Raw genomic sequence first — 12,091 nt, forward strand, 5'->3', positions numbered from 1 at the left:
CGGGGCGTGACTGCTGCCGCTCCCCGACCCCTGCCCGAGTGGACGGCCTCGGCCGTCAGCCCGCTGGACGCCAAGCTCGGCCTGGAGCTGCTCGAGGTGTCCCCCGAGCGGGCGGTGGGGCGGGCCCCGGTGGCCGGCAACACCCAGCCGTTCGGGCTCTGGCACGGCGGCGCCTCGTGCGTGCTGGCCGAGTCGCTGGGGTCGCTGGCCGCGCACGCCCACGCGCTCACCCTGGACCTGGTGGCGGTCGGCGTGGACCTCAACGCCACCCACCACCGCTCCGCCCGCGAGGGGTGGGTGACCGGCACCGCCACCGCGCTGCGGCTGGGCCGCACGCTGGCCAGCTACGAGGTGGTGCTCACCGGCGACGACGGGCAGCGGCTCTGCACGGCCCGGCTGACCTGCTCGCTGGTGCCGCCCCGGCGCTGACCCGCCACCCGGCCGGCTCAGTCCTCGCCGAGGTAGGCCCGGCGCACCCGGTCGTCGGAGAGCAGGTTCGCCCCGGTGTCGTCGAAGGCGATGCTGCCCACCTCGAGCACGTAGCCGTGGTCGGCCAGGGTGAGCGCCGCCTGGGCGTTCTGCTCGACCAGCAGGATGGTGACGCCCTCGGACTTCAGCTCGGCGATGGTGCTCATGATCCGCTTGGTCATCAGCGGGCTCAGCCCCATCGACGGCTCGTCGAGCATCAGCATCCGGGGCCGGCTCATCAGCGCCCGGCCGATGGCCAGCATCTGCTGCTCGCCGCCGGAGAACGTGCCGGCCGGCTGGTTGCGGCGCTCGTGCAGGATCGGGAAGAGGTCGTAGGCCCGCTGCAGGTCCGCGCTCGCGCTGCCCCGGTCGGTGCGGGCGAAGGCGCCCAGCATCAGGTTGTCCCGCACGGTCAGCCGGGGGAAGATCCGGCGGCCCTCCGGGGAGTGCGCCAGCCCGCGCTGCACGATGCGGTGGGCCGGGACGGAGTCGATCCGCCGCCCGTCGAACCAGATCTCCCCCGACTCGGGTCGGTGCAGGCCCGAGATGGTGCGCAGCGTGGTGGTCTTGCCGGCGCCGTTGGTGCCGAGCAGCGACACCACCGACCCCTCCGGCACCGTGAAGCTGATGCGCTTCACCGCCCGGACCCGGCCGTAGGAGACCACCAGGTCCTTGACCTCAAGCATCGCCGGTCTCCCCCTCGTCGCTGGTCCCGATGTAGGCCTCGATGACCCGCGGGTCGGACTGCACCTGCTCCGGGGTGCCCTGCACCAGCACCTCGCCCTGCACCAGGCAGAGCACCCGGTCGCACAGGTTGAAGATGAAGCGCATGTCGTGCTCGATGACCACCACCGCCAGCCCGGAGTCGCGGATCCGGAAGATCAGCTCCTCGGCCTGGCGGGTCTCCTGCGGGTTCATGCCCGCCGTGGGCTCGTCGAGCAGCAGCAGCTGCGGGTCGGTGGCCAGCGCCCGGGCGATCTCGAGCCGGCGCTGGTCGCCGTAGGAGAGGTTGCGGGCCAGCGACTCCCCCGCCTCGGGGATGCCGACGAAGCCGAGCAGCTCCTGCGCCCGGGCCCGGGTGGCCGCCTCCTCGCGGCGGAACTTGGGGCCGCGCACGATGGACGTCAGCGGGCCCGCCGAGGTCCGGCAGTAGCGCCCGACCATGACGTTCTCCAGGGCGGTCATGTTCTGGAACAGCCGGATGTTCTGGAAGGTGCGCGCCATGCCGGCCTGGACGACCTTGCGCGGCCGCGGCGGCAGCGGGCGCCCGGCGAAGGAGACCTGCCCGCCGGTCGGCCGGTAGAGCCCGGTCAGGCAGTTGAAGAAGGTGGTCTTGCCGGCGCCGTTGGGGCCGATGAGACCGACGATCTCGCCGCTGCGGACGCTCATGTCCACCGCGTTCACCGCCAGCAGGCCGCCGAAGCGCATGGTCACCCCGCGGGCCTCCAGCAGCACCGCACCCTCGGGGGCGGTGGCGAACTGGACCTCGTGCTGCTCGGTGCTCACCGGGCTCCCTCCGCCCTCGTCACGGTCGGGTCGACCTTGTCGGCCAGCTCCTCGTCGTCCTCGTGGAACTCCAGCTGCCGCCGCCGGCTGGCCACCAGGCCCTCCGGCCGGAACCGCATCATCAGCACCAGCAGGGCGCCGAAGATCAGCAGCCGGTACTCGTCGACGAAGCGCAGCTTCTCCGGCATCAGCCGCAGCAGCACGGCGCCCAGCAGCACCCCGACGATGGTGCCCATGCCGCCCAGCACCACGGCCGCCAGCAGGAACGCCGACTCCAGGAAGATGTACTGGTCGGGGGTGACGGAGATGTCGTGGTGGGCCCGGACGGCACCGGCCACCCCGGCCAGGAACGCACCGCCGGCGAAGGCGAACAGCTTGAGCCCGAAGACGTTGACCCCCATCGCCTCGGCCGCCTTCTCGTCCTCGCGGATGGCCACCCAGCCGCGGCCGATGCGGCTGCGGTTCAGGTTCGCGAAGACCACCATGATGAGGGCGATCACCAGCAGCAGCAGGAAGTAGTAGTTGGCGAAACGGCCGATCTCGACGCCCAGCAGCACGTGGGGCTCGCCGAAGTCGAAGCCCAGCAGGTCGAGGTCGGGGACCCCCGGGATGCCGTTGGAGCCGTTGGTCAGGTCGGGGCCGTCGGAGCCGTCGAGGTTGATCATCACCAGCCGGAAGATCTCCCCGAACGCCAGCGTGACGATGGCCAGGTAGTCCCCCGACACCCGCAGCGTGGGCGAGCCGATGATGAGCCCGAGCAGCGAGGCCACCACCCCGCTGATCAGCACGGTGACGATGAAGGGCGGGTTCCACCCGACGGCGCTGAACGCCGAGCCGGACAGGATGGCCGCCACGAAGGCGCCGGCGCCCAGGAAGGCGATGTAGCCCAGGTCGAGGAGACCGGCCAGCCCGACGACGATGTTCAGCCCGAGCGCGGTGGCGGCGAAGATCAGCACCTGGGTGGCGATCGACATGTTCGCCTCCGAGCCGTCCTGGGTGAACGGGAAGGCGAAGGCGACCAGGAAGGCGGAGGCGACGAGCACGCCGCGGTGGCGTGCGGTCTGGCTGGAGAACCAGGGGCCGACGCCGAGCTTCAGCAGCACGGCCACCACCCCGGCGACGAAGGCGAGCAGCGCCACGAAGATGACCGGGTCGTCCTCGTCGAGCGCGTAGGCCACCAGCAGCAGGGTCACCAGCATGACCACGGCGATGGTCGAGATGACCAGCCAGCCCGGCGAGCGGACCCCGCCCAGCGTGGCCGGCCGGTCGCGGGGCAGCAGCATCGTGCCGGCCACGGCCAGCAGCGCGGCGACCAGCGCGATCCAGCCGCCGTAGCGGACGTTGACCAGACCGCCGAGCTCGACGGCGATGCCGACCACCACGACGGCCACGAAGACCAGGGCGCCGAGCGCCGCCGCCTTGGCCCCGTCGGCGAAGGCGAACCAGCGGGCCCGGCGTCCGGCGAGCACGCGGGCGAGCAGCCGGGGCGCGAGCAGGCAGACCAGCAGCACCGCGCCGAGCGCCAGGCCGAGGAACTGCGTCGGCGAGGGCCCGAACAGGTAGGTCATGTCGTCCAGGGCGTCGTCGGACCAGGCCCAGGGCAGGTAGGGCGAGCCGATGAGCAGCACCGCGCCGACCAGCGCCAGCAGCCAGCCGGTGCGCCGGTGGCGCTGCTGCAGCTCGGGGGTGACGGGGTTGAGCCTCATGCCCGGTCCACCACCTTGGCGCCCAGCAGACCCTGCGGCCTGAATACCAGCACCAGGATCAGCAGGGCGAACGCCCAGACGTCCTTCCAGGCGGAGCCGCCGAAGGTGCCGGGGATGTAGGCGGTGGCCATCACCTCGACCAGGCCGAGCAGCAGCCCACCCACGACGGCACCGTTGATGTTGCCGATGCCGCCCAGCACCGCGGCGGTGAAGGCCTTGAGGCCGGCGAGGAAGCCCATCCGGAAGTCGATGTTGGTGTACTGCAGGCCGTGGGCGATGCCGGCCAGAGCTGCCAGCGCGGCCCCGAGGGCGAAGGCGACCATGATGATCCGGTCCACGTCGATGCCCATCAGCCGGGCGGTGTCGGGGTCCTGCGAGGTGGCCTGCATGGCGCGCCCGATCCGGGTCCGGTTGACGAAGAAGTAGAGGAAGGTCCAGCTGACCACCAGCGCGACCAGGGTGAAGATGGCCGCCCGCTGCAGCACCACGCCGCCGAGGTCGAGCGCTCCCCCGCTGACGCCCTGCACCGCCGGGAAGGGCACCGGTGCCTTGGCGTCGGGGAAGCCCGGGATGAGCCCGTAGAAGAGCCGGACGACCTCCTGCAGGAAGACCGAGATGCCGATCGCGGTGATCAGCGGGGCCAGCCGGGGTGCGTTGCGCAGCGGCCGGTAGGCCAGCCGCTCCATCACCAGGGCGGTGAGCACCGCCACGCCCATCGCGCCGAGGATCATCAGCGGCAGCATCCACCAGGCGGTGATCTGCGCGCGGCCGATGACGATCCAGGTGGACAGCGCCCCGAAGGCGCCGACCATGAAGATCTCGCCGTGGGCGAAGTTGATGAGCTGGATGATGCCGTAGACGACGGTGTAGCCGACGGCGATGAGCGCGAACAGCGAGCCCAGGGTGAGTCCGTTGACCAGCTGCTGGAGGAAGAGGGTGACGTCCATGCGAACCCTTCTGGCGTGCGACGGGGCAGGCGCGGAACGCCTGCCCCGTCGGAGGTTGACCTGGGCCGGGTGGGATCAGTCCTCGAACTCGTCGGTCTGGTCGGCCACCCACTCCCCGCCCTCGACCTTGTAGGCGGTCAGCACGCGGGTGGTGTTGTCACCGAACTCGTCGAAGGCCACCGGACCGGTGGCGCCCTCGAAGGAGACGCCGGCCATGGCCTCGACCGTGGCCTGGCGGGCGTCCTCGGCCGTCTCGGCCTGGGGCAGCGACACCTTCAGGGCCTCGATCACGGCCTGGGCGGCGTCGTAGGAGTACGGGCCGTAGGCGGCGTACGGCTCGGCGAACCCGGCGGCCTCGTAGGCGTCGAGGAAGGCCTGCGCGGACTCCAGCTCCTCGGCGGGGGCGCCGACCGAGGTGGCCAGGTCGCCCTCGGACTCCTCACCGGCCAGCTCGATGTAGGTCGGGTCGTACATGCCGTCGCCACCCATCAGCGGGATGTCCAGACCGGCGGCCTTCATCTGCTGCGAGAGCGGACCCGACTGCGGGTACTCACCGCCGTAGTAGAGGGCCTCGGGGTCGGCGTCGCCGACGGCGCTGATGACGGCGGAGAAGTTGGTGTCGTCGGGGTTGATGGTCTCGGCCGCGACGATCTCACCGCCCAGGCTCTCGAACTCCGCCGAGAACGCCTCGACCAGGCCCTGGCCGTAGGCCTTCTTGTCGTGGACGGTCGCCACCTTGGTGACCTTGGCGGTCTCGTACAGGTAGCGCGCCGCGAACGGGCCCTGGATGGCGTCGGTGGTGCAGGTGCGGAAGTAGGTCTCGTAGGGCCGCTCCGGGTTCGCCGGGTCGGCGCCCTGGGTCAGCGCGGTGCCGGTGTTGGCCGGGGAGACCTGGACGATGCTGGCGCTGTCGAAGACGGGCTGGATGGCCTGCCCCACCGAGGAGTTCAGCGGACCCACCACGCCGACCACGTCGGCGTCGGAGGACAGCGAGGTGGCGGCGTTGCGGCCGGGGTCCGGCTGGCCCTGGTCGTCCTCGGGCTGCACCTCGAGCGTCCAGCCGGGGATGGCGCCGGACTCGTTGGCCTGGTCCACGGCCAGCTGCACCGAGTTGCGGATGCCGAGCCCCAGCGGGGCCAGCGGACCGCTGAGCGGGGCCACGACGCCGATCACGGCCGTCTTGGTCTCCTCGCCGCCGCCGGTGGTGCCGCCGCCGCCCTCCTCGGCGCGCGTGCCGCACGCCGTCAGGGCCATAGCCGTCGCCAGCAGGGTGGCCCCTGCGATCACGATGCGGTTCTTTCGCACGCTTCCTCCTGGTGTTCGCCACGACCGGCGGAGGCCTCGCTCCGCGGATCGTGCCGAACACTACGCCCGGGTGTCCCCGGGGTGACCGCCCGCACCGCGCTCGTTGCGACTTCGTTATGCGATCGACCACGCCGTCACACGGACGAAACGCGAGGCGTCACCGCCGAACCCCAGCCCTCCCAGATCCCGGGCGTCCGGCTCGCGGGCCCACCGGTGGACGCGGCACGAGCGCCCTGACCGGCGGACCCGGTGTCGGGGTGTGGCGGGCGTTGGCCGAACTCGTCCGAGGAACGAGGACGAGGCTCGGCCGGGCGGGACACCGGGTCCGCCGGTCAGGGCGCGGACCGCCCCGGACCCGCAGCCGGCAGGTTCAGCGGGTCGGACGCTTGATCGTCGACGCCTTGTTGGTCTTGGCGTGCTCGATGACGCCCTCGGCCACCTCGCGCATGGACTTGCGCAGGTCCATGGCGGTCTTCTGGATCCAGCGGAAGGCCTCCGGCTCGGTCAGCCCGAGCCCGGTCTGCAGCAGGCCCTTGGCCTGGTCGACGGCCTTGCGGGAGGCGAGCCGCTCGGAGAGGTCGGCGACCTCGGACTCGATCGCCTTGATCTCGGCGAAGCGGCCGATGGCGATCTCGATCGCGGGCACCACGTCGGAGGCCTCGAAGGGCTTCACGACGTAGGCCATCGCGCCGGCCTCGCGGGCGCGCTCGACGAGCTCGCGCTGGCTGAAGGCGGTGAGCATGACGACCGGCGCCAGCCGCTCCTCGGCGATGGCCTGGGCGGCCGTGATGCCGTCCATCTTGGGCATCTGGACGTCCATCACGACCAGGTCGGGCTCGAGCTCGTGGGCCATGGCGACGGCCTGCTCGCCGTCGGCGGCCTCGCCGACCACGTCGTAGCCCTCCTCGGTGAGCAGCTCGACCAGGTCCAGCCGGATCAGCGCCTCGTCCTCGGCGACCAGCACCCGCGGCCTGCTCGCCGACTCCTGCCCCGCGCTCTTCTCAGCCATGATGTGTTGCCTCACTGTCTACTCGGGGCCACGCTGCCGTCCTCGGGCCGCGCTCGGCCCGCACTGCCGGGACCAACCGTACCGTGAAGCCGCGCGGACCTCGGTATGATGCCCGTGCCTCGCCCCGGTAGCCCAATCGGCAGAGGCGGTGGTCTCAAAAACCATCCAGTGTGGGTTCGAGTCCCACTCGGGGCACAGCACGAGACGCGTCCACCACCAGCCGCAGCGACGTGGACGCAGCACGACGAGAAGGCCCCCCGGAGCGTGCTCCGGGGGGCCTCGTCGTCGCTGCGGTTACTTCAGCGGTCCGCCGATGCGCCGGACGCGGATCATGTTGGTGGTGCCGGAGGCGCCCATCGGGGTGCCGGCCACGATGACGACCCGCTCCCCCTGCTCGGCCAGACCCAGGCGGACGAGCTCGTTCTCGCACATGAGGATCATCTCGTCGGTGTGCCCGACGGTGTCGACCTTGTAGGTCTGGATCCCCCACGACAGCGTCAGCACCTGCTGGGTCTGCTGCTCCGGCGTGAACGCCACCACGGGGATCGGCGAGCGCAGCCGCGAGAGCCGGCGGGCGGAGTCCCCGGACTGGGTGCAGGCCACCAGGTACTTGGCGCCGATCCGCTCGGCCACCTCGGCGGCGGCCTTGGCGATCACGCCGCCGGTGGTGTGCGGGTCCCAGTTGATGGCGGTGATCTGCTCCAGGCCGTGCTGCTCGGTCTGGTCGACGATGCGCGCCATGGTCTCGACGGTGACGATCGGGTACTCGCCCACGCTGGTCTCACCGGAGAGCATCACCGCATCGGCGCCGTCGAGCACGGCGTTGGCCACGTCGGAGGCCTCGGCCCGGGTCGGCCGCGGCGCGGAGATCATCGACTCCAGCATCTGGGTGGCCACGATGACGGGCTTGGCCCAGCGGCGGGCGGCGCTGACGATCCGCTTCTGGACCAGCGGCACCTCCTCGAGCGGGAGCTCCACCCCGAGGTCGCCGCGGGCGACCATGAAGGCGTCGAAGGCGTCGATGATCTCGTCGAGGTTCTCGACCGCCTGCGGCTTCTCGATCTTGGCGATGATGGGGACGGTGCGGCCCTCCTCGGCCATCACCGCCCGGACGGCCTCGGCGTCGGCGGCGCTGCGCACGAAGGAGAGCGCCACCATGTCGAAGCCGTTGCGCAGGGCCCAGCGCAGGTCGTCGACGTCCTTCTCGCTCATCGCGGGGACGCTGACCGCGACCCCGGGCAGGTTGATGCCCTTGTTGTTGCTGACCGGGCCGCCGACCACCACGGTGGTGACGACCTCGGTGCCGCGGACCTCCTCGGCGCGGAGCGCGAGCCGGCCGTCGTCGATCAGGATCCGGTCGCCGGGGCGGACGTCGCCCGGCAGGCCCTTGTAGGTGGTCGAGCAGCGGCTCACGTCGCCCGCGACGTCCTCGGTGGTGATGGTGAAGGTGGCGCCCTCGACGAGCTGGGCCCGGCCCTCGGCGAACCGGCCGAGGCGGATCTTGGGGCCCTGCAGGTCGGCGAGCACCCCCACCGGGCGTCCGGCGGCCGCCGCGGCGGCCCGCACGTTGGCGAGCCTCTCCTCGTGGTCGGGGTGGTCGCCGTGGCTCATGTTGAAGCGGGCGACGTCCATGCCCGCGGCGACCAGTTCCTCCAGACGCTCCGGGGACGACGTGGCCGGCCCGAGCGTGCACACGATCTTTGCTCTACGCACGGGTTCGACCCTACTCACATCGTGCCCGGGCAGCACCTCAGCGCTCGCGGACGAGATCGAGGGCCCGTTGCAGGTCCTCGGGGTAGTCGGACTCGAAGACCACCGGCTCGCCGGTGCCGGGGTGGACGAAGCCGAGCCGGACGGCGTGCAGCCACTGCCGCTCCAGGCCGAGCCGGGCGGCCAGCACCGGGTCGCCGCCGTAGACCGGGTCGCCGACGCAGGGGTGGCGGATGGCCTGCATGTGCACCCGGATCTGGTGGGTGCGGCCGGTCTCGAGGTGGATCTCGAGCAGCGTGCTGGCGGCGTTCGCCTCGAGGGTGCGGTAGTGGGTGACCGAGTGCCGGCCCCCGTCGACGACCGCCATCTTCCAGTCGTTGCCCGGGTGGCGGCCGATGGGCGCGTCGACGGTGCCCTCGAACGGGTCGGGGTGGCCCTGCACCAGCGCGTGGTAGACCTTCTCGACCCGGCGCTCGCGGAAGGCGCGCTTGAGGACGGTGTAGGCCTGCTCGCTCTTGGCCACCACCATCAGCCCGGAGGTGCCGACGTCGAGCCGCTGCACGATGCCCTGCCGCTCGGGGGCGCCGGAGGTGGAGATCCGGAACCCGGCGCCGGCCAGGTGCTCGACCACCGACGGGCCGTCCCAGCCCAGCGTGGGGTGGGCCGCCACCCCGACCGGCTTGTCGACCACGACCACGTCGGCGTCGTCGTGCACGATCCGCACCCCGGCCACGGTGCGGGGCACCACGGTGACCCCGCGCGGGGCGTCGGGCAGCTCGACCTCGAGCATGGCGCCGCCGACGACGGGGTCGGACTTGGCCACCGGGCGGCCGTCGAGCAGCACCGAGCCGGCGGCGATGAGGTCGGCCACCTGGTTGCGCGAGAGCCCCAGCATCCGGGCGGTGGCGGCGTCGACCCGCTGCCCGTCGAGGCCGTCGGGGACCAGCAGCACCCGGTTCACGGCGTCCGCTCCGGCTCGACGGGCTCACCGGACATCGTGGTGCGGCCGAACACCGAGATGGCGGCGATGGAGAAGGCGGCGACGGTGACGCAGACGTCGGCCACGTTGAAGATGGCCGGGAAGTAGGGGATCTGCAGGAAGTCGACCACGTGGCCGTGCATCACGGCGGGCGGGCGGACCAGCCGGTCGGTCAGGTTCCCGCACACGCCGGCGGTCAGCAGGCCGAGGGCGAGCGCCCAGCCCCGGTGGCGGATCCGCGGCAGCAGGCCGACCAGCACACCGACCAGGACCGCGATCGAGAGCAGCGAGAAGACGATGGTCGCCCCCTGCCCCAGTCCGAAGGCCGCGCCGGGGTTGAAGATGAGCCGCAGGGTGAGCAGGCCGCCCAGCAGCCGCTCGGGCTCGCCCTCGCGCAGCCGGGCCAGCACCAGCTGCTTGGTCAGCAGGTCGAGGCCGTAGCCCACCACCACGGTGGCGACGAAGAGGAGGCGGGCGGCGCCCGCACCGATCCGGTGCCGCGGCGGCGGGGACTGGCTCACGGCGTCCTCGGGCGCGGCTGGAGAGGTCAGCGCCGCTCCTCGCGCTGCTTGCAGGTGACGCACAGGTTCGCCCGGGGGAACACCTGCAGCCGTCCCTTGCCGATCGGCTGCCCGCAGTTCTCGCAGGAGCCGTAGTGGCCGGTGCGGATGGCGCGCAGCGCGGAGAGGCTCTGCTCGAGCATCTCGCGGGCGCTGTGCACCAGCGACATCTCCTGGTCGCGCTCGAAGTTGCTGGACCCGACGTCGGCCGGGTCGCGACCCGCCCCGTCGGTGCCGTCACGCAGGTCCGCCAGCTCCCGCTCGGCGACGGCGATCGCGGTCTGCTGCTTGGCGATGTCGGCCAGCAGCTCGTCGATCACCTCGTCGACCTCTTCGCGGCTCCAGGGCTCCTCGCCCTCGCGGTAGGGCAGCGAACCGGGGTCCACGGACGCCCGCCAGCTGATGTCGTCCGCCGTCGCCCCGTGCTTGGCCGAGCTCATGGAAAGCCTCCTGGTCAGGTCCCCGACCCCGCCAGCGGGGAGGAAGTCCGGGGAAGCGTACACGACACAGGGCCCCGCACAAGCGGGGCCCTGCAGGAGTTCCGGGGTGGTGCGGGGAGCTCAGGAGTTGTCGCGGATGAGGGCGTCCAGCCGGGGGGTGCTGCTGGGCTGCTCGTGCCCGCGGCGACCGGCCGGGGACTCGTCCTCGGCGTCGTCGTCGGCGTCCTCGTCGAGCAGGACGGGCGAGCCGGACGGCTCGGCGGTGCTGCCCGTCACCCGGTCCAGCTGCTCCTGCAGCTGCTGGGTGAAGGTGCGGCGGTACTCGGCCTCGAACTCGCGCAGCTCCCGCACCGACGCCTTGAGGGTGTCGCGCTCCTGCTCGAGCTCGGTGAAGAGGGCGGTGCGGCGCTCGGCGGCCTCGCGCTCGACGTCGCTGGCCTTGGCCGCGGCCTCGTTGCGGACGCGCTCGGCGTTCACCCGGGCCTCGGACTCGACCCGCTCGGCCTTGGTGCGGGCGTCGGTGGTGATCTCGTGGGCCTCGCGGCGGGCCTGGTCGACGGTCTGCTTCGCCTCGTTCTGGGCGTCCTCGCGGGTCCGTCGGGCCTCGGCCTGGGCCTCCCCCAGCAGGCTCTCGGCCTGCTCGGTGGCCAGCTGCACCAGCCGGACGACGGCGGGGCTGGCCTCGGCGCCGGTGGTCACCACGATGCGCTCAGCGCCCTCGCCGGCGGCCGCGGTGGCGACCTGCGGGGCGGCGGCCTCGGGCTGGACGGCGGCGGGAGCCGGCTGGCGGATCGTGTCGTCGGAGCCGTCCTCCTCGGTGGAGACGGGGCTGTCGCCCTGGGAGGCCTTCAGCGCCTCGATCTGCCGCTTCAGCATCTGGTTCTCCTCGACCAGCTGCGCGAAGGAGGCCTCGACTCGGTCGACGAAGAGATCGACGTCCGTCACCTCGTAGCCGGCACGGCGTGCCATGTGGAACTTGGTGTTGCGGACTTCGTCCAGCGTCAGGGTCATCTCTCACCTCGGAAATCGGTGTGCGGCGGCTACCGGCACGGGAAGTCTCGGCGCGGACCTCGGGGAGCCCGGCTCCGTGCGACCTTACCCAACCGGCGACGGCTGTGCACGCCCGGCTCAGCTGAGCAGCAGGGCGGCGTTCAGCCGGGTGAGCAGCAGCACGCAGAGCCACAGCACGATGAAGGAGAGGTCGAGCGCGACCTGCCCGATGCGCAGCGGCGGGATGAAACGGCGCAGGAAGCGCAGCGGCGGGTCGGTGAGGGTGTAGACCGCCTCCGCGACCACGAGCACCGGGCCCTTGGGCGACCACTGCGGGCTGAACATGGGGACCCAGCTGAGCACCAGCCGGGCCAGCAGGATGATCGAGTAGATGCCGAGCACCCAGCTGATGACGAGACCGAGCAGGACCACGGGGGCGACCTCTTCCTCCCCGGGCGGGCCCGGGGTCCG

Annotated in this window: 13 protein-coding genes and 1 tRNA gene; 2 read left to right on the forward strand and 12 right to left on the reverse strand. The window is 72.2% G+C overall.

The window, feature by feature from the left end; genetic code table 11:
• Positions 1–6 precede the first annotated feature (6 nt).
• Positions 7–429, forward strand: a complete 423-nt coding sequence (locus GC722_RS14775) for a PaaI family thioesterase (RefSeq protein ID WP_331714885.1) — start codon at positions 7–9, stop codon at positions 427–429.
• Positions 430–446: 17 nt separating this feature from the next.
• On the opposite strand, the gene GC722_RS14780 is transcribed toward GC722_RS14775, so the two are convergent.
• The 6 genes from GC722_RS14780 to GC722_RS14805 form a co-directional block, all read right to left on the reverse strand.
• Positions 447–1,154, reverse strand: coding sequence for an ABC transporter ATP-binding protein (locus GC722_RS14780; protein ID WP_156611437.1), 708 nt, complete (start codon positions 1,152–1,154; stop codon positions 447–449).
• A complete protein-coding gene (locus tag GC722_RS14785; RefSeq protein ID WP_331714886.1) occupies positions 1,147–1,974 on the reverse strand; it encodes an ABC transporter ATP-binding protein in 828 nt (275 codons plus the stop codon). Before GC722_RS14785 ends, GC722_RS14780 begins: the two co-directional genes overlap by 8 nt.
• Positions 1,971–3,680, reverse strand: coding sequence for a branched-chain amino acid ABC transporter permease (locus GC722_RS14790; protein ID WP_156611439.1), 1,710 nt, complete (start codon positions 3,678–3,680; stop codon positions 1,971–1,973). The genes GC722_RS14785 and GC722_RS14790 overlap by 4 nt, the downstream gene beginning before the upstream one ends.
• Entirely contained in the window at positions 3,677–4,627 is a 951-nt protein-coding gene (locus tag GC722_RS14795) for a branched-chain amino acid ABC transporter permease (RefSeq protein ID WP_156611441.1), read from the reverse strand. Before GC722_RS14795 ends, GC722_RS14790 begins: the two co-directional genes overlap by 4 nt.
• Positions 4,628–4,702: 75 nt before the next feature.
• Positions 4,703–5,932: a branched-chain amino acid ABC transporter substrate-binding protein gene (locus tag GC722_RS14800; protein ID WP_331714887.1), complete on the reverse strand. Its 1,230-nt coding sequence runs from the start codon at positions 5,930–5,932 to the stop codon at positions 4,703–4,705.
• A gap of 370 nt (positions 5,933–6,302) precedes the next feature.
• Positions 6,303–6,941, reverse strand: a complete 639-nt coding sequence (locus GC722_RS14805) for an ANTAR domain-containing response regulator (RefSeq protein WP_156611444.1) — start codon at positions 6,939–6,941, stop codon at positions 6,303–6,305.
• 121 nt (positions 6,942–7,062) lie between these two features.
• Between GC722_RS14805 and GC722_RS14810 the strand changes: the two genes are divergently transcribed.
• Positions 7,063–7,136, forward strand: a tRNA-Leu gene (locus tag GC722_RS14810).
• Between the two features lie 99 nt (positions 7,137–7,235).
• Here the strand turns inward: GC722_RS14810 and pyk are convergent.
• The 6 genes from pyk to GC722_RS14840 all read right to left on the reverse strand — a co-directional run bounded on the left by pyk (position 7,236) and on the right by GC722_RS14840 (position 12,052).
• On the reverse strand, positions 7,236–8,654 hold the full coding sequence (gene pyk / locus GC722_RS14815; protein ID WP_331714888.1) for a pyruvate kinase: 1,419 nt from the start codon (positions 8,652–8,654) through the stop codon (positions 7,236–7,238).
• A gap of 37 nt (positions 8,655–8,691) precedes the next feature.
• Complete coding sequence (locus GC722_RS14820; protein ID WP_331714889.1) at positions 8,692–9,612, reverse strand: RluA family pseudouridine synthase; 921 nt, start codon at positions 9,610–9,612, stop codon at positions 8,692–8,694.
• The gene (gene lspA / locus GC722_RS14825; protein ID WP_331714890.1) at positions 9,609–10,151 is read right to left on the reverse strand and encodes a signal peptidase II; all 543 of its coding nucleotides are present in this window, start codon (positions 10,149–10,151) and stop codon (positions 9,609–9,611) included. Before lspA ends, GC722_RS14820 begins: the two co-directional genes overlap by 4 nt.
• Positions 10,152–10,177: 26 nt before the next feature.
• Positions 10,178–10,630 carry a TraR/DksA family transcriptional regulator gene (locus GC722_RS14830; RefSeq protein ID WP_156611445.1) on the reverse strand — a complete coding sequence of 151 codons (453 nt, stop codon included), beginning with the start codon at positions 10,628–10,630 and terminating at the stop codon, positions 10,178–10,180.
• A gap of 120 nt (positions 10,631–10,750) precedes the next feature.
• Positions 10,751–11,641 carry a DivIVA domain-containing protein gene (locus GC722_RS14835; protein ID WP_156611447.1) on the reverse strand — a complete coding sequence of 297 codons (891 nt, stop codon included), beginning with the start codon at positions 11,639–11,641 and terminating at the stop codon, positions 10,751–10,753.
• Positions 11,642–11,758: 117 nt separating this feature from the next.
• Entirely contained in the window at positions 11,759–12,052 is a 294-nt protein-coding gene (locus GC722_RS14840) for a YggT family protein (RefSeq protein WP_331714891.1), read from the reverse strand.
• Positions 12,053–12,091 lie beyond the last annotated feature (39 nt).

Origin of the sequence: Auraticoccus cholistanensis (assembly GCF_009742705.1) — a bacterium.
Classification (GTDB): domain Bacteria; phylum Actinomycetota; class Actinomycetes; order Propionibacteriales; family Propionibacteriaceae; genus Auraticoccus; species Auraticoccus cholistanensis.